This is a genomic window from Geodermatophilus sp. SYSU D00705 (genome assembly GCF_054050135.1).
The window spans coordinates 280,052-303,473 of sequence record NZ_JBJGYT010000001.1 but is presented as its reverse complement, the minus strand read 5'-3'; the positions used below and the strand labels follow the sequence as shown (position 1 = coordinate 303,473).

Annotated in this window: 23 protein-coding genes and 1 pseudogene; 6 read left to right on the top strand and 18 right to left on the bottom strand. The window is 75.2% G+C overall.

Going from position 1 to position 23,422, the window contains the following annotated elements:
* Window positions 1-100, top strand: a pseudogene (locus ACI78Q_RS01410) (alpha-hydroxy-acid oxidizing protein); the annotation flags it as partial.
* A gap of 156 nt (window positions 101-256) precedes the next feature.
* On the opposite strand, the gene ACI78Q_RS01405 reads toward ACI78Q_RS01410, so the two are convergent.
* Both ACI78Q_RS01405 and ACI78Q_RS01400 read right to left on the bottom strand, forming a co-directional pair.
* A complete protein-coding gene (locus ACI78Q_RS01405) occupies window positions 257-1,174 on the bottom strand; it encodes a hypothetical protein (RefSeq protein WP_456921519.1) in 918 nt (305 codons plus the stop codon).
* A gap of 10 nt (window positions 1,175-1,184) precedes the next feature.
* The gene (locus ACI78Q_RS01400; RefSeq protein WP_456921518.1) at window positions 1,185-1,778 is read right to left on the bottom strand and encodes an RNA polymerase sigma factor; all 594 of its coding nucleotides are present in this window, start codon (window positions 1,776-1,778) and stop codon (window positions 1,185-1,187) included.
* A gap of 223 nt (window positions 1,779-2,001) precedes the next feature.
* On the opposite strand from ACI78Q_RS01400, the gene ACI78Q_RS01395 reads away from it, so the two are divergent.
* The 3 genes from ACI78Q_RS01395 to disA all read left to right on the top strand — a co-directional run bounded on the left by ACI78Q_RS01395 (window position 2,002) and on the right by disA (window position 5,311).
* Complete coding sequence (locus tag ACI78Q_RS01395) at window positions 2,002-2,694, top strand: hypothetical protein (RefSeq protein WP_456921517.1); 693 nt, start codon at window positions 2,002-2,004, stop codon at window positions 2,692-2,694.
* A 48-nt stretch (window positions 2,695-2,742) separates the two neighbouring features.
* Window positions 2,743-4,113: a DNA repair protein RadA gene (gene radA / locus ACI78Q_RS01390; protein WP_456921516.1), complete on the top strand. Its 1,371-nt coding sequence runs from the start codon at window positions 2,743-2,745 to the stop codon at window positions 4,111-4,113.
* A gap of 112 nt (window positions 4,114-4,225) precedes the next feature.
* Window positions 4,226-5,311: a DNA integrity scanning diadenylate cyclase DisA gene (gene disA / locus ACI78Q_RS01385; RefSeq protein WP_456921515.1), complete on the top strand. Its 1,086-nt coding sequence runs from the start codon at window positions 4,226-4,228 to the stop codon at window positions 5,309-5,311.
* 23 nt (window positions 5,312-5,334) lie between these two features.
* Here disA and ACI78Q_RS01380 read toward each other — a convergent pair whose 3' ends face one another.
* A complete protein-coding gene (locus tag ACI78Q_RS01380; RefSeq protein ID WP_456921514.1) occupies window positions 5,335-6,039 on the bottom strand; it encodes a MucR family transcriptional regulator in 705 nt (234 codons plus the stop codon).
* 77 nt (window positions 6,040-6,116) lie between these two features.
* On the opposite strand from ACI78Q_RS01380, the gene ACI78Q_RS01375 reads away from it, so the two are divergent.
* Window positions 6,117-7,016, top strand: a complete 900-nt coding sequence (locus ACI78Q_RS01375; protein ID WP_456921513.1) for an A/G-specific adenine glycosylase — start codon at window positions 6,117-6,119, stop codon at window positions 7,014-7,016.
* Window positions 7,017-7,160: 144 nt separating this feature from the next.
* On the opposite strand, the gene ACI78Q_RS01370 is transcribed toward ACI78Q_RS01375, so the two are convergent.
* From ACI78Q_RS01370 to ACI78Q_RS01320, 11 genes are all read right to left on the bottom strand, one after another.
* On the bottom strand, window positions 7,161-7,286 hold the full coding sequence (locus tag ACI78Q_RS01370) for a hypothetical protein (protein WP_456921512.1): 126 nt from the start codon (window positions 7,284-7,286) through the stop codon (window positions 7,161-7,163).
* A 163-nt stretch (window positions 7,287-7,449) separates the two neighbouring features.
* Window positions 7,450-9,978, bottom strand: a complete 2,529-nt coding sequence (locus ACI78Q_RS01365) for an ATP-dependent Clp protease ATP-binding subunit (RefSeq protein ID WP_456921511.1) — start codon at window positions 9,976-9,978, stop codon at window positions 7,450-7,452.
* Between the two features lie 251 nt (window positions 9,979-10,229).
* Window positions 10,230-10,556, bottom strand: a complete 327-nt coding sequence (locus tag ACI78Q_RS01360; RefSeq protein ID WP_456921510.1) for a hypothetical protein — start codon at window positions 10,554-10,556, stop codon at window positions 10,230-10,232.
* Between the two features lie 197 nt (window positions 10,557-10,753).
* Complete coding sequence (locus ACI78Q_RS01355; protein ID WP_456921509.1) at window positions 10,754-11,107, bottom strand: histone-like nucleoid-structuring protein Lsr2; 354 nt, start codon at window positions 11,105-11,107, stop codon at window positions 10,754-10,756.
* A gap of 147 nt (window positions 11,108-11,254) precedes the next feature.
* Entirely contained in the window at window positions 11,255-12,763 is a 1,509-nt protein-coding gene (lysS, locus tag ACI78Q_RS01350) for a lysine--tRNA ligase (RefSeq protein ID WP_456921507.1), read from the bottom strand.
* Between the two features lie 11 nt (window positions 12,764-12,774).
* The gene (locus ACI78Q_RS01345) at window positions 12,775-13,581 is read right to left on the bottom strand and encodes a type III pantothenate kinase (RefSeq protein WP_456921506.1); all 807 of its coding nucleotides are present in this window, start codon (window positions 13,579-13,581) and stop codon (window positions 12,775-12,777) included.
* Between the two features lie 3 nt (window positions 13,582-13,584).
* Complete coding sequence (gene nadC, locus ACI78Q_RS01340; protein ID WP_456921505.1) at window positions 13,585-14,487, bottom strand: carboxylating nicotinate-nucleotide diphosphorylase; 903 nt, start codon at window positions 14,485-14,487, stop codon at window positions 13,585-13,587.
* Window positions 14,484-16,157: an L-aspartate oxidase gene (locus tag ACI78Q_RS01335; RefSeq protein WP_456921503.1), complete on the bottom strand. Its 1,674-nt coding sequence runs from the start codon at window positions 16,155-16,157 to the stop codon at window positions 14,484-14,486. The genes nadC and ACI78Q_RS01335 overlap by 4 nt, the downstream gene beginning before the upstream one ends.
* Window positions 16,154-16,567, bottom strand: coding sequence for an aspartate 1-decarboxylase (panD, locus tag ACI78Q_RS01330; RefSeq protein ID WP_456921502.1), 414 nt, complete (start codon window positions 16,565-16,567; stop codon window positions 16,154-16,156). Before panD ends, ACI78Q_RS01335 begins: the two co-directional genes overlap by 4 nt.
* 8 nt (window positions 16,568-16,575) lie before the next feature.
* Window positions 16,576-17,421 carry a pantoate--beta-alanine ligase gene (gene panC / locus ACI78Q_RS01325; RefSeq protein ID WP_456921501.1) on the bottom strand — a complete coding sequence of 282 codons (846 nt, stop codon included), beginning with the start codon at window positions 17,419-17,421 and terminating at the stop codon, window positions 16,576-16,578.
* Window positions 17,418-18,362 carry a Rossmann-like and DUF2520 domain-containing protein gene (locus tag ACI78Q_RS01320; RefSeq protein ID WP_456921500.1) on the bottom strand — a complete coding sequence of 315 codons (945 nt, stop codon included), beginning with the start codon at window positions 18,360-18,362 and terminating at the stop codon, window positions 17,418-17,420. Before ACI78Q_RS01320 ends, panC begins: the two co-directional genes overlap by 4 nt.
* Before the next feature lie 247 nt (window positions 18,363-18,609).
* On the opposite strand from ACI78Q_RS01320, the gene ACI78Q_RS01315 reads away from it, so the two are divergent.
* Window positions 18,610-19,362, top strand: a complete 753-nt coding sequence (locus tag ACI78Q_RS01315) for an SDR family oxidoreductase (protein WP_456921499.1) — start codon at window positions 18,610-18,612, stop codon at window positions 19,360-19,362.
* An 88-nt stretch (window positions 19,363-19,450) separates the two neighbouring features.
* Here the strand turns inward: ACI78Q_RS01315 and ACI78Q_RS01310 are convergent, their stop codons facing one another.
* From ACI78Q_RS01310 to ACI78Q_RS01295, 4 genes are all read right to left on the bottom strand, one after another.
* Entirely contained in the window at window positions 19,451-20,683 is a 1,233-nt protein-coding gene (locus tag ACI78Q_RS01310; protein WP_456921498.1) for a DUF6779 domain-containing protein, read from the bottom strand.
* A 115-nt stretch (window positions 20,684-20,798) separates the two neighbouring features.
* Entirely contained in the window at window positions 20,799-21,806 is a 1,008-nt protein-coding gene (locus tag ACI78Q_RS01305; protein ID WP_456921497.1) for a glycine betaine ABC transporter substrate-binding protein, read from the bottom strand.
* Between the two features lie 156 nt (window positions 21,807-21,962).
* Window positions 21,963-22,694, bottom strand: a complete 732-nt coding sequence (locus ACI78Q_RS01300) for an ABC transporter permease (protein WP_456921496.1) — start codon at window positions 22,692-22,694, stop codon at window positions 21,963-21,965.
* The gene (locus ACI78Q_RS01295) at window positions 22,691-23,422 is read right to left on the bottom strand and encodes an ABC transporter permease (protein ID WP_456921495.1); all 732 of its coding nucleotides are present in this window, start codon (window positions 23,420-23,422) and stop codon (window positions 22,691-22,693) included. The genes ACI78Q_RS01300 and ACI78Q_RS01295 overlap by 4 nt, the downstream gene beginning before the upstream one ends.

Below are 23,422 nucleotides of genomic sequence, written 5' to 3'. Positions count from 1 at the left end.
GGTCGACGACGCCCGCCGCGCGGTCGACGCCGGCGTCAGCGCCATCTCGGTGTCCACCCACGGCGGCAACAACCTCGACGGCACCCCCGGCGCCATCCGGTCGCTGCCGGCCAGGGGCGCCCCGGGGGGGGGGCCCGGGGCGGGGGGGGGGGGGGGGGGGGCGGGGGGGGGGGGGGGGGGGGGGGGGGGGGGACGGCCGCGCGGCGGCGCGGCCGGCGCCCCCCCCCCCCCCCCCCCCCCCCCCCACCGGCAGGGATCACTTCCGGCCGTTGCCGTTGCCGTTGCCGTTGCCGCCGGCGTTCCCGTGGCCGGTGCCGCTGTCGGCGACCTGCGCGGCCGGGGCCCCCGCCGGCTGCTCGACGACCGGCTCCTCCACGACCGGCCGCTCCGCGACCGGCTCGTCCACCGGGGCGGGCGCCTGGGTGGGCTTGGCGTTGCGCTGGCGCGCCTGGCTGCTGACGGTGCCGCCGTCGACCCAGCCACGGCGGGCCCCCTCGCTGACCCACTCGCCGTGCGACTGGCCGGGGGTGGGCCCGGCCTGCCACGCCGTCTTGGCGGCGGCGTCGTCGACCGGCGCCTCGTCGACGCGCGCCTGCGGCTCGGCGGGGATCTCGCCCTCCTCGGCGGAGGTCTGGGCCTCCTCACCCCCGGCGGGGACCGCGGAGCCGCTCCCGTTCTCCGTGCCCGCCTGCGTCCCGTCACCGCTGCCGGTCGGCTCGAGGGCGGGGTCGGTCGGCTCGAGAGTGGGGTCCGTGGGCTGGTCGGAGACGACGGTCTCGACGACCGGAGCCGGCTCCGGCGGCGTGGTGAGGGCGCCGGCGGTGGTGGCGCCGGCGACGGCGACCACGACGGCGCCGGTGCCGGCGGCCGCCTTGGCGAGGACGCCGGCCGAGGCGATCTTGGCGGCGAGGGTGGTGAGCAGCATGCGTGGCCTCTTCCGTGAGGTCCGGGCGGTGGGCCCGGCCGTCCCGCAGGACGGTTCCTGGATGGGGGTGAGGAGACCCGTCGCCAGCAGCTCGGCCAGGGCCGCGTTCGGCCGTCCCGGCACCGTGGCGCCGGCCCGGACCGCGTCGGTGAACGCGGCCAGGCCGGAGGCGCCGTCGGGTACCGGACGGCCGGCGAGGCAGGCCTCGAAGGCCTCCTCGGCGGCTCGGGCGTCGGCTGGGATGGTCATCTCGTCCTCGTCATCGCAGGAGGGCCACAGAAGGGTGCGCGGGGGCGGTCACCCGTTCGGGTGGAACGCTCTCGAGGGCGGTGCGCAGGCTGCGCAGGCCACGCCGCTGCAGGGCCTTGACCGAGCCCACGGAGCGGCCGAGCACACGCGCCACCTGCTCGACGGTGAGGTCGCCGAGGACCCGCAGGAGGAGCACGGTCCGCTGGTCGCCGGGGAGGGTGCCGCAGAGCCGGTGGACGTCCGCGGCACCGATCCGCACCAGTGCGTCGTCCTCGGCATCGCCCCCGCCGAGCTCGTGGAGCACCGCGTCGTCGTCGGTCACCTGCGGACGGCGTCCACGCCGCCGCCAGTCGTCGACCAGTCGCCGGTGGGCGATGGTGAAGACCCATGCCCGCAGGGCGTCCTCGTCGCCGCGGAAGCCCCCGAGCCCGGTGAGGACGCCGATGAACGTCTCGCTGGCCAGGTCGTCGGGCTCGGCCGCCCCGTGCAGTCGCAGGTAGCCGGTCACCGCCGGCGCGAGGTCGCGGTAGAGCACCTCGAAGGCCCATGCGGCCCCGGCCTGGGCCGCGGCCAGGACGTCGTCGAACGGCAGTCCCGTCCGCACCGCGCCTCCCCTCGCCGGTCCCCGCACTCCTTCGGGATCGGCAGTCGGGCAGGGGATCTGCACCGCGGTCACCCGGACGGGTGCGCGACGGCCGCCGCCCGGTCCCGCCGCGGCGCCACGGCACCGGTTCCCTCCCGGCGGGGGCAGGGGGACGGGCGTTAGGCTCGGCGCGACCCGGGCCATCGACGTGCGGTGGCCGGCACGTCCCTGGAGGTCGACGGCTGTGAACCGCGCACTGCGCGCCGCCACGATGGGTGCCCTGCTCCTCAGCCCGATCGCGCTCACCGCGTGCAGCGCCGGGCAGGTGACGCAGACCGCCACCCAGAACCGGGACAAGGTCGGCGCCGAGGCCCAGGTGGGCTCGATCACCCTCCGCAAGGTCACTCTGGAGCACCCCGACGAGGGGCGCTACGAGGCCGGTGACGACGCCCCGCTGACCATGGCGGTCATCAACTCCGGGAACGAGGAGGACACGCTCGTCGGCATCGAGGGCGAGGGCTTCGACGGCGTGGTGGTGACCGGCCAGGCCAGCGCCTCCCCCGCCGTCCCCGGTTCCCCGTCGGCGACCCCGCCGGCGACCGGCGGCGCGGCCACGACCACCGCCCCGGCCACCGGCGCCGCCACGGCCAGCTCCCAGGTCGACGTCCCCGTCCCCGGCAACTCCACCGTCTTCATCGGGGGCGACGGCGACCTCACCGTCGAACTGGCGGACCTCACCGAGGAGCTCACCGCCGGCCAGAGCCTCGAGCTGACCCTCACCTTCGAGCAGGCCGGCGAGGTGACCGTCCGCGCGATGGTGGAGAACCCGGACCGGGTGCAGCCCCGCGAGGAGGGCTTCGACTTCCACACGGAGGAGGAGTCCGAGGAGCAGGACACCGAGGTGGCGGGCGGGGGCAACCCCGAGTCCGGCGGCTGAGCCGCGCGGCGGTCCGGGACTGTCGTACCCGGCGGTTAGCGTCGCCGGGTGCCCGCAGGAGTGAAGTCCGCCCGACCCGCCCACCGCTGCACCGAGTGCGGCTACGCCTCGGCCAAGTGGGTCGGCCGCTGCCCCGAGTGTCAGGCCTGGGGCACCCTGCAGGAGGTCGGCGCCCCGGCGTCCCCGCTGCGCGCCGTGGCGGCCGGCCCGGTCACCGCGCCGGCCGTGCCCATCGCCCAAGTCGAGCTCGCCGCAGCGCGCGCCGTCCCGACCGGCATCGAGGAGTTCGACCGGGTCCTGGGCGGCGGTCTCGTCCCGGGCGCGGTGCTGCTGGTCGCCGGCGAGCCGGGCGTCGGCAAGTCCACGCTGCTGCTCGAGGTGGCCCACCGGGTCGCCGCCTCGAACGGTCCCGCGCTGGTGGTGTCCGGCGAGGAGTCGGCGGCCCAGGTGCGGCTGCGGGCCGAGCGGATCGGCGCCCTGCACGACCGCCTCTACCTCGCCGCCGAGACCGAGCTGTCCGCCGTCCTCGCCCACGTCGAGCAGGTCGCGCCGTCGCTGCTGGTCCTCGACAGCGTGCAGACGGTGCGCTCCCCCGCGGTCGACGGCACCGACGGTGGCGCCACGCAGGTGCGCGCGGTGGCCAGCGCACTGACCGGCGTCGCCAAGAGCCGCGGGATGACCACCATCCTGGTCGGCCACGTCACCAAGGACGGCGCGATCGCGGGCCCCCGCGCCCTCGAGCACCTCGTCGACGTCGTCATCTCCTTCGACGGCGAGCGCCACTCGACCCTGCGGCTGATCCGGGCGGCCAAGAACCGGTTCGGCCCGGCCGACGAGATCGGCTGCTTCGAGATCGGGGACGGCGGGGTCATCGGCGTCCCCGACCCGTCCCACCTGTTCGTCTCCCGGCGGGCCGCCCCGGTGCCCGGCAGTTGCGTCACGGTGACGATGGAGGGGAGCCGCCCGCTGCTGGCGGAGGTGCAGGCGCTCGTCGCCGGCTCCGGTGGCGGCGGCTCGCCCCGGCGGGCGGTCAGCGGCCTGGACAGCCAGCGGGTGGCGATGGTCAACGCCGTGGTGGAGCGCCGCGGCGGGGTGCGGCTCGCCGACGCCGACGTCTTCGCCGCCTCCGTGGGCGGCGTGCGCATCGCGGAGCCCGCGGCCGACCTCGCTCTGGCCCTGGCCATCGCCTCCGCCGCCAAGGACATCCCCCTGCCGCAGGGCCTGGTCGCCCTCGGCGAGGTCGGGCTGTCCGGGGAGATCCGCCGCGTGGGCGGCACCTCCCGCCGGCTGGCCGAGGCCGCCCGCCAGGGCTACCGGGTCGCCCTCGTGCCCGAGGACGCCGGCCCGGCCCCGCGCGGCATGCGCCTGGTCGAGGTACCCGACATGGGGGCCGCCTTCGCCCGCCTGTTCTCACAGTGACCGTTCCCGGACGGCCGTCGCCGTATCCGGTGGGGTGAGTCCCGACCCCCGGCCGATACGGTCGGGTGCCACGTAGACTCAGCCGCCACCACACCGAACGTCAGGAGCGCTCGTGCCCCCCGCCGTGGATCCCGAGGTCGCGCTCCGGGAACTGCTCGGTCGCATCGCCCCCGGAACGGCGCTGCGCGACGGCTTGGAGCGGATCCTGGCCGGGCGCACCGGCGCACTGATCGTGCTCGGGTACGACCGCGTGGTGGAGTCCATCTGCACCGGCGGGTTCGCCCTCGACGTCGCCCTCTCCGCCACCCGGCTGCGGGAGCTGGCCAAGATGGACGGCGCGGTGATCGTCTCCTACGACGGGTCGCGGATCGTGCGGGCCGGCGTCCACCTGATGCCCGACCCGACCGTCCCGACCGAGGAGTCCGGCACCCGGCACCGCACCGCGGAGCGGGTCGCCGTCCAGACCGGCTTCCCGGTGATCTCGGTCAGCCAGTCGATGCACATCATCAGCGTCTACGTGGCCGGCCGGCGCTACACCCTCGAGCACCCGACCACGATCCTGGCCCGCGCCAACCAGGCCCTGGCCGCCCTCGAGCGGTACAAGCTGCGGCTGGACGAGGTGGCCAGCACGCTGTCGGCGCTGGAGATCGAGGACCTCGTCACCGTCCGCGACGCGATGAGCGTCAGCCAGCGGCTGGAGATGGTCCGGCGGATCGCCGACGAGATCGAGGGCTTCGTCGTCGAGCTCGGCACCGACGGGCGGCTGCTGGCCCTGCAGCTGGACGAGATGCTCGCCGGCGTCGAGGAGGACCGCGGCCTGCTGGTCCGCGACTACCTCCCCGGCGGCGCCCGCCGGCCCCGCACGATCGAGCAGGTGCTCACCGACCTGCGGGCCCTGTCGGCGACCGAGCTGCTCGACCTCTCCGCGGTCGCCCGCTGCTACGGGCTGCCGACGTCGGCGGAGGCCCTCGACTCCCCGGTCAGCCCGCGCGGCTACCGGCTGCTGGCCCGCGTGCCGCGGCTGCCGGCCGGCATCATCGACCGCCTGGTCGACCACTTCGGCGGGCTGCAGAAGCTCCTCGCCGCCACGATCGAGGACCTCCTCGCCGTCGAGGGCGTCGGCGAGGCCCGCGCCCGCGGCATCCGCGAGGGCCTGTCGCGGCTGGCCGAGACCTCGATCCTCGACCGCTACAGCTGAGAGAGGGGCGGGGGTCCTGCCGCCTACGCCACCGCGAACGGGGCGTCGCCGCTGACCTTGGTGTCCAGCCGGCCCCGCAGCACGTACTGCCCCGCCCCCAGCACGACGCGCTCGGCGGTGCACGTCGGCTCGCTCGTGCGGCTGCCCCAGACCAGCGGGAACGAGACCGTCTCCCCCGGCGCCAGGGTGCGGGTGTCGTCGCTGACCTCCGGGAAGCAGTCGTTGCTCCCCCACAGCCGGGTGCCGGCACCGTCGAAGAGCACGATCTCCTGCAGTTCCTTGTCCAGCGCGCGCACGCACGGGACGGTGGAGACGTTCGCGACCGCCAGCTCGAACGTCGGCCGTCCGCCCACCGGGGCACTGCCGGGGCTGCGCACCTCCAGCGCGATCATGTCGTCGCTGCAGGGGCCGCCCGGGGTGGGTGCGGCCGGCGTCTCGACCGGAGCCGGCTCGACCGGCGCGGGGTCCTCGGGCACCGCGGGCGGGGGCGTCGGCGTCCGCACGCTGGCCAGGGACGGCACCACCTGTTCCAGGGCCGGCGGGTCGGTGGGCTCGGCCGGCGTCGTGCCGGTCGGTGTCGCGGCCGCCGTGGCACCGCCCGGGCCCCCGCTCGCCGTCGCCGCCACCAGCCAGCCCCCGCCGCCGAGCACGGCGACGGCCAGGAGCAGGAGCAGGAGACGTCGCCGCCAGTAGACCGCCGAGGGCAGGGGTCCGACCGGGTGCAGCACGCCGAGAACCGTAGTGCGCCCGCCCGGAGCCGGCGGTGTCGGCACGCCGTCCCTGGCAGGCGGCACACTGGGTCCCCGTGGACAGCTCGCCCAGCCCCTCACCGACGCGCGGAGTCGAGGTCGGCGAGGTCCTCGTCGACTGGTTCGCCACCGCCGCCCGCGACCTGCCGTGGCGCAGTCTGGACGTCGACCCGTGGGCGGTCCTCGTCAGCGAGGTGATGCTCCAGCAGACCCCAGTGGCCCGCGTGGAGCCGGTCTGGCGCGAGTGGATGGCCCGCTGGCCGACGCCTGCGGCACTGGCCGCCGTCTCCCCCGCCGAGGTGATCCGCGCGTGGGGCAAGCTCGGCTACCCGCGGCGGGCGCTGCGGCTGCGGGAGGCGGCCGTCGCCCTGGTGGAGCGGCACGGCGGCGTCGTCCCGCACGACGTGGCGGCCCTGGAGGCCCTGCCGGGGATCGGCACGTACACCGCCCGCGCCGTCGCCTGTTTCGGGCACGGCCACCCCCAGCCGGTGGTCGACACCAACGTGCGCCGGGTGGTGGCGCGCCTGGTGCACGGGCGGGCCGAGGCGGGCACCGCCCGGGCCTCGGACCTCACCGACGTCACGGCGCTGGCGCCGGCGGACCCGGAGCGGGCGGTGCGCTTCTCGGTGGCGGTCATGGAGCTCGGCGCGCTGGTGTGCGTCGCCCGGACGCCGCGGTGCGGAGCCTGCCCGGTGCGGAACGAGTGCGCCTGGCGCCGGGCGGGCTGCCCGGCACACGACGGTCCGGCCCGCAGGGTGCAGAAGTTCGCCGGGACGGACCGGCAGGTGCGCGGCCGCCTGCTCGACGTCCTGCGGGCCGCTGAGGGCCCCGTGACGGCCGCTCTGCTCGACGAGGCCTGGCCCGACGCGGTGCAGCGCGCCCGGTGCCTGGACTCGCTCCTCGTCGACGGCCTGGTCGAGCAGATCGTCGACGGCCGGTTCCGCCTCCCCGCCTGAGCGCCCTGCCCCGACTGCGCAGTCGGTGCCGCCGACACGACACGGCGCGCCGCCGCGGACGACCACGACTGCGCACTCGGCCGGCGCACACGGCGAAGCGGCGGCCGACCGGTGATGGCCGGCCGGGCGCAGCGCGTCGCCGGCTCAGCGGCGCCGGCTCGGGTTGCTGAGGTCGCGGAAGGTCATCGGCCAGCCCGCGAGCGCCACCACGAGCGCGGCCACCATGAGGACGGCGCGCAGCCAGCGGGCAGGCCTCGCCCCGGGACCCACACGACGGGTCGCCCGCCGTCGCCGCCACGATGAGCAGCCCGCCGTGGACCGGCGTCCGCCGCGGGTGCCCGCCTCGCGCCATCACACCGTCGTCCTCCGGGTGGAACGACGACGGGGCCGCCTCCCGGGATGGGAGACGGCCCCGTCGTGCGGACCTACGAGGTCACTCGGCCTGGGTGGCCGGCGGCTCCTCGTCGCCGACCGACAGCGCGACCGGCGGGGTGTCGGGGAGGTCGATCGGCTTGGTCTCGCCGCGGAAGGTGAACTTCGCGTCGGCGCCCTCGCCCTCGACGTCCACCACGATGATCTGACCGGCGGTCAGCTCCCCGTAGAGGATCTTCTCCGACAGCGCGTCCTCGATCTCGCGCTGGATGGTCCGGCGCAGCGGCCGGGCACCCAGCACCGGGTCGAAGCCACGGTGCGCGAGCAGCTTCTTGGCCGCCGGGGTGATCTCGAGCGACATGTCCTTGTTCGCCAGCTGGGTCTCCACGCGGGAGACCATGAGGTCGACGATCTCGATGATCTCGTCCTCGGTCAGCTGGTGGAACACGACGATGTCGTCGATCCGGTTGAGGAACTCCGGCCGGAAGTGCTGCTTGAGCTCCTCGTTGACCTTGAGCTTCATGCGCTCGTAGTTGGACTGGGTGTCGTTGCCGACCTGGAAGCCCAGCCCCACGGCCTTGGAGATGTCCCGCGTACCGAGGTTGGTCGTGAGGATCAGGATCGTGTTCTTGAAGTCCACGATCCGGCCCTGACCGTCGGTGAGCCGGCCGTCCTCGAGCACCTGCAGGAGCGTGTTGAACACGTCCGCGTGCGCCTTCTCGATCTCGTCGAATAGGACCACCGAGAACGGCTTGCGCCGCACCTTCTCGGTCAGCTGGCCACCCTCGTCGTAGCCGACGTAGCCGGGAGGGGCACCGACCAGGCGCGAGACGGTGAAGCGGTCGTGGAACTCACCCATGTCGATCTGGATGAGCGCGTCGTCCTCACCGAACAGGAACTGCGCCAGCGCCTTCGCCAGCTCCGTCTTACCGACACCCGAGGGGCCGGCGAAGATGAACGAGCCACCGGGACGGCGGGGGTCCTTGAGGCCCGCCCGCGTGCGCCGGATCGCCTGGCTGACGCTCTTGATGGCCTCTTCCTGGCCGATGATCCGCTTGTGGAGCTCCTCCTCCATGCGCAGGAGTCGGGTGGTCTCCTCCTCCGTGAGCTTGAAGACGGGGATCCCGGTCCAGTTGGCGAGGACCTCGGCGATCTGCTCGTCGTCGACCTCGGCGACGACGTCCATGTCGCCGGCCTTCCACTGCTTCTCGCGCTCGGCCTTCTCGGCCAGGAGGGTCTTCTCCTTGTCGCGCAGCGACGCGGCCTTCTCGAAGTCCTGGGCGTCGATCGCCGACTCCTTCTCGCGGCGGATGGCCGCGATCCGGTCGTCGAACTCGCGCAGGTCCGGCGGGGCGGTCATCCGCTTGATCCGCATCCGGGCGCCGGCCTCGTCGATCAGGTCGATCGCCTTGTCCGGCAGGAAGCGGTCGGAGATGTACCGGTCGGCCAGCGTCGCGGCGGCGACCAGGGCGCCGTCGGTGATGCTGATCCGGTGGTGCGCCTCGTAGCGGTCGCGCAGGCCCTTGAGGATCTCGATCGTGTGGGTGAGCGTCGGCTCGCCCACCTGGATCGGCTGGAAGCGGCGCTCGAGGGCGGCGTCCTTCTCCAGGTGCTTGCGGTACTCGTCGAGCGTGGTGGCGCCGATGGTCTGCAGCTCACCGCGGGCGAGCATCGGCTTGAGGATGCTGGCGGCGTCGATCGCGCCCTCCGCGGCACCGGCCCCGACGAGGGTGTGGATCTCGTCGATGAACAGGATGATGTCGCCGCGGGTGCGGATCTCCTTGAGGACCTTCTTCAGCCGCTCCTCGAAGTCACCGCGGTAGCGGGAACCGGCGACGAGCGCGCCGAGGTCGAGCGTGTAGAGCTGCTTGTCCTTCAGCGTCTCGGGCACCTCGCCCTTGACGATCGCCTGGGCCAGGCCCTCGACGACGGCGGTCTTGCCGACGCCGGGCTCACCGATGAGGACGGGGTTGTTCTTGGTCCGCCGCGAGAGGACCTGCATGACCCGCTCGATCTCCTTGGCCCGCCCGATGACCGGGTCGAGCTTGGAGTCGCGCGCGGCCTGGGTCAGGTTGCGGCCGAACTGGTCGAGCACCAGCGAGGTGGACGGCGTGCCCTCGGCCGGGCCGCCGGCCGCGGCCGGCTCCTTGCCCTGGTAGCCGGAGAGCAGCTGGATGACCTGCTGGCGGACGCGGTTGAGGTCGGCGCCCAGCTTGACGAGGACCTGGGCGGCGACGCCCTCACCCTCGCGGATCAGGCCGAGCAGGATGTGCTCGGTGCCGATGTAGTTGTGGCCGAGCTGCAGCGCCTCGCGCAGGGACAGCTCGAGCACCTTCTTGGCCCGCGGGGTGAAGGGGATGTGACCGGACGGGGCCTGCTGGCCCTGCCCGATGATCTCCTCGACCTGCTGGCGGACACCCTCCAGCGAGATGCCCAGGGACTCGAGAGCCTTGGCAGCGACGCCCTCACCCTCGTGGATCAGGCCCAGGAGGATGTGCTCGGTGCCGATGTAGTTGTGGTTGAGCATCCGGGCCTCTTCCTGGGCCAGGACGACCACGCGGCGGGCTCGGTCGGTGAACCGTTCGAACATCTGCTGCTTCTCCTCTGACCGGCTGGTCCGGCACTGCCCTCCCCGTGGTGGAGAGGAGCACCCGACATCCGTCGGCGCGCGGGGGCACCGGTCTTTCCACTGTAGTCGCGGACCCCGCTCCACCGTCGGCACGCGGCCGGGGCGGTAGAGAGGGACTGCACGGTCCAACCGATGGTGCCCGGCCGGTGTTCCGGCCCCGTTACGCCCTGAGCGGACGACCGCCGGCCCGGGACGAGCTCACGCGCCGCGGCTCACTCGACCACCAGCCGGACGCCGTCGGCGGCGAGCCGGGCGCCGAGGTCGGCCAGCACCGTCCGCGCGTCGTCGTCCACCGTGGCCGACGGGCCGATCCGGACGGTCACCAGCCGGTGCCCCTGGCGCTGCAGGGCGACCACGCTGCCGCGGAGGAGGTCCGCGGCGAGCGCGTCCAGGTGGCCCCGGGTCCGGATGACGCCGTGGCGCTGGTCCAGGGTGGCGGTGAAGGTCGGTGCGCACGGCGAGGCGTCCGCACCGGCCCAGTGGTCGCCCGGCTCGCTGTCGTCGTCGGCGGCGGTCGGGTGCGCCACACCGGAGCTCACATCCGGATCGTGACGGTTCCGTTCCTCGTTCCCCAGGGCCCTTGGTCCCTGGTCGCGCAGGTCAGGCCACCGCCCCCGCCGCCGGGACGACGACGGCCCGGCCCCCGAACGGGGACCGGGCCTGGTGACGTGCTGGAGCGCCCCCCTCGCACGGACCCGGCACCAACGCGCGAGCGCCGGGGGCGAGGGGGCGTCCCTCAGTGCGCGGCCTCGTAGGCCTCGACGACGCTGGCCGGGATGCGGCCGCGGTCGCTGACCGCGTGGCCGTTCTTGCGGGCCCAGTCGCGGATGGCGCCGGCCTGCTCGCGGTCCATCCGGCCGCCGCCACCGGTCGCCCGCGAGCGCCCGCCGCCGGAGGCGCGACCGCTGCCGCGACCCACCTTGCGGGCGGCCTGCACGTAGCGGGAGAACGCCTCGCGCATCTCCTCGGCGTTCTTCTCCGACAGGTCGATCTCGTAGTTCGTGCCGTCGAGGGAGAAACTCACGGTCTCGTCGGCCGGCAGGTTCTCGTCGAGGTCGTCACTGAGGATGACCTGGACCTTACGAGCCATTCCTGTTCCCCATTCCCCTGTGCCCGGGCATTCCCGGTGCGGTTTACCGCCCTTGAGAGGCGATCGCGATCGACACTCCGCACCATAGTGCATTCAGCACACTTTCCGGCACACCGCACACAATGGGGTGAAACGGGACACAGAGGTTCAGGTCGAAATCGGCCGCACGAGTGGGAAGAGGATGGTCTCGCGGATTCCCAGACCGGTGAGCGTCATCATCAGCCGGTCCATGCCCATGCCCATGCCCCCCGTGGGCGGCATGCCGTACTCGAGGGCCTCGAGGAAGTCCTCGTCCAGGGCCATCGCCTCGGGGTCGCCGGCCGCCGCCAGCGCGGCCTGGGCGGTGAAGCGATCCCGCTGCGCGACCGGGTCGACCAGCTCGGAGTAGGCGGTGGCCCGCTCGACGCCGGCGATGTAGAGGTCCCACTTCTCGGCCAGGCCCGGTTGCGACCGGTGCGCCCGGGTCAGCGGTGAGGTGTCCAGCGGGTAGTCGATGACGAAGGTCGGCGACCGCAGGGTGTCCTGCACCAGCGCCTCGAAGAGCTCCTCGACCACCTTGCCGGGCACCCACGCCGGGTCGACGCCGACGTCGTGCCGCTCGGCGATCGCCCGCAGCCGCTCGACCGGCGTCTCCGGGGTGACCTCCTCGCCGACGGCCTCGGACACCGCGGTGTAGAGCGGGATCTGCGGCCACTCGCCCGACAGGTCGATCTCGGTGCCGTCGTTGTGCCGCGCCACGTGGTCCCCGAACAAGGCAGCGCAGCATTCCTGGGTGAGCTCGCGAGTCAGCGTCGCCATCACCTGGTAGTCGGCATACGCCTGATAGGCCTCGAGCATCGCGAACTCCGGCGAGTGGGTGCTGTCGGCGCCCTCGTTGCGGAAGTTGCGGTTGATCTCGAACACCCGGTCCAGGCCGCCGACGATGCAGCGCTTGAGGAACAGCTCGGGCGCGATGCGCATGTACAGGTCGAGGTCGAAGGCGTTCATGTGCGTCCGGAACGGCCGGGCCGCGGCGCCGCCGTGCACGGTCTGCAGCATCGGCGTCTCGACCTCGAGGTAGCCGCGGGAGACCAGTCCGGTGCGCAGCGTCGACATCACCGTGGCCCGCTGGCGCACGGTGCGCCGGGCCTCGTCGCGGACGATGAGGTCGACGTAGCGGCGGCGGACCCGCAGCTCCTCGCTCATCGGCTTGTGCGCCACCGGCAGCGGGCGCAGCGCCTTCGAGGTCAGCTGCCAGGAGTCGGCGAACACCGAGAGCTCGCCGCGCCGCGACGTCCCGACCTCACCGGTGACCAGCACGTGGTCACCGAGGTCGATGTCGGACTTCCACGCGGCGAGGGACTCCTCGCCCACCCGGTCGCGGGAGAGCATGACCTGCAGCTCGGCGTCCCCCTCGCGCAGCGTCGCGAAGCAGAGCTTGCCGGTGTTGCGGGAGAAGATGACCCGCCCGGTGACGCCGACGGTCACCCCCGTCATCGTGTCCGGCGGGAGGTCGGGGTGAGCGGTGCGGACGTCGGCCAGCGTGGTGGTCCGGGCGACGGCCACGGGGTAGGGGTCGACACCGCCGTCCCGCAGCCGGTCGAGCTTGGCCCGGCGGACCCGGAGCTGCTCGGGGAGTTCGTCGACGTCGTCGGCCACGGGCGCTGCCTCACTCACGGGAGACCAGCCTACGGGGACGCCGGACGCCGTCCTGCCCCCTGCTGCCGCTCGAAGGCCAGCCGCAGCCCGTGGACGGTGAGGTCGGGCTCGCGCTCGCCGATGGAGCTGCAGCTGTCGGCGACGAGCGGGGCGAGCCCGCCGGTGGCGACGACGACCGGGGCGGACCCGAACTGCGCGACCAGCTCCGCGGCGATCCGGGACACGAGCCCGTCGACCAGGCCGGCGAACCCGAGGACCAGCCCGGACTGCAGCGCGGCCACGGTGTTCTTGCCGATGGCGTGCGGCGGCACGGTGAGCTCGACCGACCGCAGCTGGGCCGCCCGGGTGGCCAGCGCCTCGAGGCTGACCTCGACGCCGGGCGCGAGCGCGCCGCCGAGGAACTGCCCGTCGGGGCCGACGGCGTCGACGTTGGTGGACGTGCCGAAGTCGACCACCACGACCGGCCGGGAGCCCCCGTCGGCGCCGCGGCCGAACAGCTCGTGCGCGGCCAGCGCGGTCACCACCCGGTCGGCGCCGACCTCGCGCGGGTTGTCCACGTGCAGCGGGACGCCGGTCCGGACGCCGGGGCCGATGAGGACCACCGGCACGTCGAGGGAGTCCAGGAGCTGGCGCAGCGCCGGCAGCAGGGCGGGGACCGTGGAGCAGGCGGCGACGCCGGTGACGACGGTGTCGCGCAGCAGGCCCCGCCAGAGCATGCCCAGCTCGTCGGACGTGGCCCGCGGTGCGGTGGTGACCCGCCAGCAGCCCACCCGCCGGTCGCCGTCGAAGGTGGCGAGGACGGTCTGGCTGTTGCCGACGTCGACGGTGAGCAGCACGGCTCAGGCCCGCAGGTCCAGCGCCAGGTCGAGGATCGGCGCCGAGTGCGTGAGCGCCCCCACCGACAGGTAGTCGACGCCGGTCTCCGCCACCTCGCGGGCCACCTCCAGCGTCAGCCCGCCGGTGGCCTCCAGCTCCGCCCGTCCGGCCACCAGGGCCACGACCTCGCGCAGGGCCGCGGGCGGCATGTTGTCGCAGAGCAGGAAGTCCGCGCCGGCCTCGACCGCCTCCACCGCCTGCGCGGGCACGTCCACCTCCACCTGCACGGTCACCCCGGGCGCGCGCTCGCGGACGGCGGCGACGGCGGCGGCCACCGACCCGGCGGCGGCGACGTGGTTGTCCTTCACCATCGCCACGTCGTAGAGGCCCATCCGCTTGTTGGCGCCGCCGCCACAGCGGACGGCGTACTTCTCCAGCGACCGCAGCCCGGGCGTGGTCTTGCGGGTGTCGAGGACGACTGCGCCGGTGTCCTCGACGGCGTCCACCCAGCGGCGGGTGAGCGTGGCGATGCCGCTGGCCCGGCTGGCGATGTTGAGCGCGCTGCGCTCGGCGGCCAGCAACGCGCGCACCGGCCCGCGGACGGTCAGCAGGACGTCGCCGCGCGCCGCCCGGTCACCGTCGGAGGCCACCGCGGTGAGCGTCGCGCCGGGGGCCAGCCGGGTGAAGACCCGGGCGGCGACCGGCAGGCCCGCGACCACGCCGTCGGCGCGGGCGACCAGGTCGGCCGTGCCGAACTGGGTGGCGGGCACGGTGGCGGCGCTGGTGACGTCGTGGGCGACGGCGAGGTCGGGTTCGCTGGGCAGCGGGGCGCCGCCGGTGAGGTCCTCGGCGAGGGTGCGCTCGACCAGCTCGGCGACCCACGCCTCGGTCAGCCCGGTCCCGCTCAGGTCCCGGGCGTCGCTCACCACGGCTGCACCACCGGGGTGCCGACGGGGCGTCGGGTCACCGACAGGTGTCCGTGCGGATCGAGCCGGATGTCCAGGTGCACCCGCCAGGCCTCCTCGGTCTCAGGGTGGTCCTCCCGCCAGTGGCACCCGCGGGTCTCCTCGCGGGTGGCCGCCGCGGCGGTGACGGCGCTGGCGACGGTGAGCAGGTCGGTGGCCTCCCAGCTGTCCACGCCCGGTGCCACCCCGCTCAGCCCGGCGGCCAGCGCGGCCAGCCGGTCGGTCGCCTCGGCCAGGCCGGTGCCGCTGCGCAGCGCCCCGACCCGGGCCGACATCGTGTCGCTGACCTGCCGGCGTCCCGCGGGGTCCAGCAGCCCGGACGGCGCGGCCGCGGGGAACCGCACCGCCGCCGGCTCGGGCAGCCGGGCGGCCAGCTCGGCACCGATCCGGGCGGCGAACACCAGCCCCTCCAGCAGCGAGTTCGACGCCAGCCGGTTCGCCCCGTGGACGCCGGTGCAGGCCACCTCCCCGCAGGCGTAGAGGCCGGGCACCGTCGTCCGCCCGGCCAGGTCGGTGACCAGCCCGCCGGAGGCGTAGTGCGCCGCCGGGGTGACCGGGATGAGGTCGGTGGCCGGGTCGAGACCGATGGCCCGGGAGCTCGCCGTGATGGTGGGGAACCGGCGGGCGACGTCGGGCACCGCGCGGGCGTCGAGCCACACGTTCGGAACACGGTCGCGCAGCTGGACACCGGTGATCGCCTTGGCCACGACGTCCCGGGGCGCGAGCTCGGCCAGCGGGTGGACCCCGACCATGAACCGCTCCCCCGCGCCGTCGCGGAGCACCGCACCCTCGCCGCGCAGCGCCTCGCTGACCAGCGGCTGCTGGCCGCGCGCTCCCGGGCCGAGGTAGAGCGACGTGGGGTGGAACTGGACGAACTCCAGGTCGGTGGCGACCGCCCCGGCGCGCAGGCCGAGCGCGACGCCGTCGCCGGTGGAGACCGACGGGTTGGTGGTGGCGGCGTAGACCTGGCCCATGCCCCCGGTGGCGAGCACGACCGCGCGGGCGCGCACCGCACCGACGCCGTCGGCGCTGCCCTCGCCCAGCACGTGCAGGGTGACCCCCGCAGCGCGGCCGTCGGCGTCGGTCAGCAGGTCCAGCACCATCGCGTGCTCGACCAGGGTGACCCCCGGGTCGGCGCGCACGGCGTCCTGCAGGGCGCGTTGCACCTCCGACCCGGTCGCGTCGCCGCCGGCGTGCACGATGCGGTCGGCGGAGTGCCCGCCCTCGCGGGTCAGCAGCAGCCGCCCCGAGGGGTCGCGGTCGAACGCCGCGCCCCAGTCCATCAGCTGGCGCAGCCGGTCCGGGCCCTCGTGCACGAGCGCGTCGACGGCGTCCGGCTCGCACAGGCCGACGCCGGCGACCTCGGTGTCCCGGGCGTGCGCCTCGGGGGTGTCGGCGGGGTCGAGGACGGCGGCGATCCCGCCCTGCGCCCAGCGGGTCGAGCCGGCGTCCACGCGGACCTTGGTGACGACGGCGACCGACAGCCCGGCGGCGCGGGCGTGCAGCGCGACGCACAGCCCGGCGATCCCGGAGCCGACGACGCAGACGTCGGCGGCGAGCTCCCAGCCGGGCGCCGGCGCGGCGAGCCGCAGTGGGAGCCCGGTGATCGAGTCGGCCGCCAGCGCGGTCACCGAACCGGCACGCCGAGGTCGCTGCGCTTCTGGTCGGCCGCGCCCGGCACCGGCGCCGACGGGTCGCCGCCGAGCTCGACGATGCGGTTGGCGCCGTCGACGTGCACGACCTTCGGGATGTGGCTCTTGGCCTCGGTCTCGTCCATCAGGCCATAGCTGATCACGATGACGAGGTCGCCGGGGTGGACCAGGTGCGCGGCCGCGCCGTTGATCCCGATCACACCGGTGCCCCGCTCGCCGGGGATGACGTAGGTCTCCAGGCGGGCGCCGTTGGTGATGTCGACGATGGCGACCTGCTCACCCGGCAGCAGGTCGGCGGCGTCGAGGAGGTCCTCGTCGATCGTCACCGACCCCACGTAGTGCAGGTCGGCCTGGGTGACCGTCGCCCGGTGGATCTTGGACTTGAGCATCGTGCGCATCATGACGGGTCCCCCAGTCGGACAGCGGTGTTGTCGAGGAGTCGTGTGGTGCCGGCGCGGGCAGCGACCAGCAGGCGGGCCGGACCGGCGGCGGGGGCCGGGCCGAGGTCGGGGTCGGTGAGCTCGAGGTAGTCCGGCACCAGCTCCGGGGCGGTGGCCAGCACCTCGCGGGCGGCGGTGAGGACGGCGTCGGCACCGTGCGGCCCGGCCGCGGCACCGGCACGCAGCGCCCGGGACAACGACGCGGCGGTGGCCCGCTGTTCCGGGCTGAGGTAGCGGTTGCGGGAGGACAGCGCCATGCCGTCGTCCTCCCGGACGGTCGGGACGCCGACGACCTCCGGGCCCAGGGCCAGCTCGCGGGCCATGGCGCGGATGAGCGTCAGCTGCTGGTAGTCCTTCTCGCCGAAGAACGCGAGGTCCGGCCGGGTCAGCCCGAACAGCTTGGCGACGACGGTCAGGACGCCGGCGAAGTGACCGGGCCGGACCGCGCCCTCGAGGACGTCGCCGAGCGCGCCCGGGTCGACGGTCACACCGAGCGCCGCGGGCGGGTAGACCTCCTCCACCGGCGGGTGGAAGACGACGTCGGCGCCCTCCTCGGCCAGCGCGGCGAGGTCGGCGTCCCACGTGCGGGGATAGCGGTCGAAGTCCTCCCCCGGACCGAACTGGGTCGGGTTGACGAAGACGGAGACGACGACGCTGCCGGCCCGCTCGCGGGCGGCGCGCACCAGCGTCCGGTGGCCCTCGTGCAGCGCGCCCATGGTCGGGACCAGCGCCACCGGGCCGGGCAGCTGCGCGCGCAGGCGGGCCAGCTCGGCGGTGGTCTCGGCGACGTGCGGGACGGTCACCGCGAGCTCATGGGGTCGCCGGCCTCGTACAGCAGGTCGAGCAGCGGTGCGCCCTCGTGGCGCTTGAGCCGCCCGGCGGCCAGGGCGCGCTCGGTGGTGCGCTGGGCCATGGCGACGTAGGCGGCCACGGTCTCCGGCGCCCGGTCGGTCAGCGTCTCGAGGTGGTCGCTGACGGTGCCGACGTCCCCCCGGCTGACCGGCCCGGTCAGGCCGCGGTCGCCGCGGCGCAGGCCGTTGTCGAGCGCCGCGGTGAGCAGCGGGGCCAGCACGCGGGCGGGCTCGGTCACGCCGGCGGTGCGGAGCAGGTCCGCGGCCTCGGCGACGAGGGTGACCAGGTGGTTGGCGCCGGTGACCAGCGCGGCGTGGTACAGCCGCCGGTCGGCCTCGGCGACGAAGAACGGCTCGCCGCCCATCTCCAGCACCAGCGTCTCGGCCACGGGGCGGTGCTCGGGGGCGCTGGTGACGCCGAACGGGGCGCCGGCGAGCCGGTCGGCGTCCTCGGCGGCGCCGGTGAAGGTCATCGCGGGGTGCAGCGCCAGGGGCAGGACGCCGGCCCGGGCCGCGGGGGCGAGGACCGCCAGCCCGTGCGCGCCGGAGGTGTGGAACGCGAGCTGACCGGCCCGCCAGACGCCGGTCTCGGCCAGGCCGGCGACGAGTCCGCCGAGGGTGTCGTCGGGGACGGCCAGGACGACGAGGTCGGCGGCGCGGACCACCTCGTCGGTGGGCAGCAGCGGCACGCCGGGCAGCAGCCGGGCGGCGCGCTCGGCGGAGGCGGCGGAGAGACCGGCGGCGGCGACCACGTCGTGGCCGGCGGCGGCGAGAGCGGCGCCCAGGACGGCGCCGACGCGTCCGGCGCCCACGACGCCGACGCGGAGACGGGCGGGAGCGGTGTCAGCCGGGAAGAGACCGGCAGCACGCGGGGTCCTGCGGGCAGCAGGCATCGGTGCACCTCTCGTTCCAGTCCCTCGCGGGTACCGGACTACAGGTCGTGGCCCCCTCCGTTGGAGGCCCTCGGGTCGTGCTGGTGGTGCGGGCCGGCGCCGGCCCCGCTGCGACCGGGTGTGTCACGCGGGTGGAACGCCGAAGGCGAGTGTGTGACCGGGAGACGGCCGGTGCAACGCCTGCGCCCTGTGCGGTGGGTCACCTACGGTGTGCGCCGGCACCCCGGACGACTGCAGGAGGAGACGCGTGGGCACCCTCGAGGGACGGACCGCACTGGTCACCGGCGCCAGCCGCGGCATCGGGCTGGCGATCGCCCGGAGCCTGGTCGACCGCGGCGCGCGCGTGGTGGTGACCGCCCGCAAGGCCGACGCCCTCACCGAGGCGGTCCACGACCTCGGCGGCCCCGACGTGGCCGTCGCCGTCGCCGGCAACGCCGCGGACCCCGAGCACCGGGCCGAGGCGGTGCGCACCGCCGTCGACACCTTCGGCGGCCTGGACATGCTGGTCGGCAACGTCGGGATCAACCCGCTCTACGGCCCGCTGGTCGACCTGCCGCTCGACGGGTTCCGCAAGATCCTCGACACCAACGTCGTCTCCACCCTCGGCCTGGTGCAGGAGGCCTGGCGGGCGTGGATGGCCGAGCACGGCGGCTCGGTCCTCGTCGTGGCGTCGGTGGCCGGGCTCAAGGCCTCGCCGATGATCGGCGCGTACGGCGTGAGCAAGGCCGCACTGATCAACCTGGTCACCCAGCTGTCGGTGGAGCTCGGCCCGCGGGTGCGGGTGAACGCGGTCGCGCCGGCGGTGGTGCGCACGCGCTTCGCCACCGCCCTGTACGAGGGCCGGGAGGCCGAGGTGAGCGCGCAGTACCCGGTCGGCCGGCTCGGGGAGCCGGCCGACGTCGGGGAGGCGGCGGCCTACCTGCTGGGGGACGGCGCCGGCTGGGTCACCGGCCAGACGCTGGTCCTCGACGGCGGCGCGCTGTCGCGCGGCCCGGCCTGAAAGAGGACCCCCTCGCCCCCCACCACTCGCACGCTCGCGGCGGGGCCCTGCGCGGGGCCCGGAACGGGCGGGCCCGGCAGAGCCGGCGTCAGTTTCCGCCGAGGACCCGGGAGAGGACGTCGTCGCCGTCGCCGTCCTCGCGGTAGCGGCGCCGGCGGCGGCCTCCGGACGGCGGGGCGCCGTTCTCGGCGAGGATCTCCGCCAGCCGCGACGACCCCGTCTCCGGCTCCGCGGGTGCGGCCGGCGCCGCGGACCACGCGGGCGTCGAGCCGTCCGGCCGCAGGGCCGGACGCTGCTCGGTCGGCCGCTCCGCGGGCACCGGCGGCCGGCCGGGCGGCTCGTCGGTGGAACGGCGACGCCGCTCGGGTTCCGGCGCCTCCACCGGGGGGCGGGTCGGCTGCGGCCGGGGCGGGCCGGCCACCGCGACGTGCCGGGACCGGCGGGCGGAGTCGGCCTCCCCCGGCTCGACGAGGGCCCGCTCCGCCAGCCAGTCCAGCGGCGGCGGAGGCGGAGTCGCGGCGGAGGCGGCAGTCGGCTGCCCGGCACGCACGGCGTCGGTCTGCCGCGTCCGGCCGTCGCCGGGGAGGTCCTCCAGCCGCACGGCCGGACGGGCCGCGGTGAGCTCGGACACCGGCCCGGACCAGCCCGCGGCGTCGATCGTGCGGGTGGCCGGCGGCTCCGTCGTCCCGGGGACGGTGCGGGAGGACTGGGTGCGCAGCATGATCCGCTCGACGAGCATCTCCCCGGACAGCTGCTCGGTGAGCTCGGTGCGCAGTCGGCCGACGTCCGCACGCAGCTCGGTCAGCTGCGCGAGGTCGCCCCGGAGGTCGCCGAGCTGGGACAGCCCCGCACGCAGCTCCCCGAGTGCGGCGACGTCGCGGCGCAGCTCGGGGACCTGGGCCAGGTCCCGTCGCAGCGCGTCGAGCTCGGTGCGGATCGCCTGCTCGGTCCCGCGGCGCACGTCGTTCTCGGCCCGCAGCTCGGCCTCCCGGCGCGCAGCGACCTCGCGCTCCAGTTCGAGCTCGTAGGCCAGCCGCAGCTCCGCCTCGCGCTCGGCGGCCGCGCGCTCCACCGCGGCCAGGTCCAGCCGGTCGGCCGGCTCGCCGCCGCCGGTCCGGCGGGAGCCCGCCAGCGCGGCGAGCACGAACGCCCAGGCGGCGCCCACGACCGCCAGCCGCAGGACCTGCGGGTCGTCGGTGACGAAGACGACCACCGTGGCGGCGACGGCGAGCAGGAACCCGGCGGCCAGGCCGGCCGCGCGCAGGCCCGGGGGCGCCCCGGAGGAGCGACCGGTGCGCGCGTCGTCCCGGTCGGCCGGCATGGGCTCCAGGGTAACGGTGCGCAGGCCCCTGATCACGTCCCAAGAGGGCGCCGCACGGGTGGCCCCGTTCAGGGGCCACCCGTGAGCGTGCGGAGGGTGGGGGGACGGGGTCGTCCTACTGGGCCAGGGCCCCGTCGGAGCTGAAGACCAGGCCGATCGAGACCTCGCCCTGCTGGATGGCGGCCTTGGTCAGCGGGCCACCGGCGTCCAGCTCGCGGAACTCGGCGAACTGCAGGCCGTAGGTCTCCTCCAGGCCCGGCTGGCAGAACGGCCGCTCGGGGCACTCGGCCGGCCCGCCCAGGACCAGCGAGCCGTCGCCGCAGGCGTCGGCCAGCTCCGAGAGCGTGGTGACGCCGAGGCCGTCGGCGAACTCCTGGGTGACGGCGAAGGCGTTCTGGTCGGCGGCCTCCGACGGCTCTCCGAACACCAGCCCGACCTGCTCGGCCAGCGGCTGCAGCGCGGTCACCGTCGCCTGGGCGTCGCCGCTGGCCACCGGCTCGGCGTCGGCCCCGTTGACCTGGCGGTTGAGGAACTCGGTGACCGTCGACAGGTACTCGGGGAAGACCTGGATCTCCGAGCCGGAGATCAGCGCGGGCAGGTACAGCTCGCGGTTGCCGACCTCGCGCACGGAGGCGTCGAAGCCCGCGGCGCCCAGCACGTCGGCGTAGACGTTGGCCAGGACGGTCGACTCGGTGAAGTTCGCGCCGCCGACGGCGATCGTGCCGCTGCCCTGCTCCAGGCCGTCGGTCACGCCGCTGTCCTCGACCCAGCCCGCGGCGACGTCCTCGGCGCTCTGCCGGTCGACGTCGACCGCGGCGTTGAGCTCGATGAGGTCCTCGGTGCTCATGGCCGCGGAGACCGCGTTCAGCGCCGCCAGCAGCGCCGGGTTGGCCTGGGCCGTCGCGGCGTTGACGGCGGGGACGACGTTGTCGGCGTTCTGCAGCTCGCGGTCGTCCTCGAGCACCACGAGCTGGTCGCCGGCGACCGGGGCGCAGGCGTCGCCCGAGGCGGCGCTCCCGCTGCCGCCGCTGGTGCCCGACGAGCCGGACTCACCGCAGGCGGTGGCCGTGAGGAGCACCGCCGCGAGGGTGAGGGGAGGGAGGATCCGGGTACGGCTGCGCATGTCGCCCGCCTTCTGTGTCCCGTGCGGCCGACCGGCCGCGACGCGTGTCTGGCGGGAGGAGCCCCGCGACGGACATGCAACTCTGCCGCCCGCTCGGGGACCAACCCGCAGCGGCAGCTGTTGCCCGGTTGTTACGAAGCGGTCCTGGTCAGCCGCTCACAGCGGGACGCCGGACGCCGTCGGCTCCGGCTGCCCCGCCTGCCCCTGGCGGACGCCGAGCAGCGGCAGCCGGCGCGGCCCGGGGGTGACCGCCCAGGACAGCACCACCAGCACGAGCTCGGTGAGCAGGGCAAGCGCGGCCACGAGCACCGCCCCGGCGATGATCTGGCCGAGGTCCTGCTGGCCGAAGCCCAGGTTGATGACCCGGCCCAGCCCTCCCCCGCCGACCAGCGCGGCCAGGGTCGCGGTCGCGACCACCTGCACCGCCGCCGTCCGGACGCCGGTCATGACCAGCGGCAGGGCGAGGGGGAACTCCACCCGGCGGAGCATCTGGCCGCCGCTCATGCCCATCGCACGGGCCGCCTCCTGGACGTCCCGGTCGACCTCGCGGAAGCCGACGAAGGTGTTGGTGAGCATCGGCGGGACGGCGAACACCGCGAGCGCCACGATCGTCGCGGCGTCGCTGAAGCCGATCGGGGTCACCGCGAAGACGGTGAGCAGGGCGAGGGTCGGCACCGCCCGGCTGACGTTGGAGAGCACGACGATGCCGCCGGCACCGCGCCCGCTGCGGCCCAGCAGGACGCCGGCCGGGAGGGCGACCACGGCCGCGGCCAGCACCGCGGCCGCCGAGACGGCGAGGTGCTGGACGAGCAGGTCGAGGATGCCGCCGCGGCGTGTCCAGTTCAGCGGGTCGTTGAGGTAGACGACGGCGTCGCCGAAGGCGCTCATGCGCGCGCCCTCGTCCACGGCGTCAGCACTCGCTCCACCCCGGCGAGGAGCACGTCGGCCAGCAGGGCCAGGAGCACGCAGCCGACCGCGCCGGTCACGATCTCGGCGCGGTAGAAGTTGGCGTTGAACCCACCGACGATCAGCTGCCCCAGACCGCCGTTGCCGGTGATGACACCCACGGTGACCAGCGCGACGGTGGAGACCGTGGCGATCCGCAGCCCGGCCATGAACGCGGGCAGGGCCAGCGGCAGGTCGACCTGGAGGAACAGCCGGGCCGGGCCGTACCCCATCCCCCGGGCCGCCTCCCGGACGTCGTCCGGCACCGCCTGCAGCCCGGCGAGGAAGTTCCGCACCAGGATGACCAGCGTGTAGAGCGTCAGGCCGATGAGCACCGTCGTGGCCGACAGCCGCCCGGTCACCGGCGCCAGGAACGAGAACATCGCCAGCGACGGGATCGTGTAGACCACCGACGACAACCCCAGCACCGGCCCCGACAGCAGGCGCGTGCGCCGGGCCAGCAGCGCCAGTGGCAGCGCGAGCAGCGCCCCCAGCAGCACCGCGCCGACCGTCAGCCTGACGTGCTGGCCGAGGTGGCCCACAATGGTGGACCAGTTGTCGGTCACGTACGACGGGTCGAACCAGGGGTTCGGCGCCCCGTCCGCCGCGAGCACCTGCGAACCCGGGTCGCTCGCCGCGCCCAGCAGGGGACGAGCACCCAGGGAGGCCAC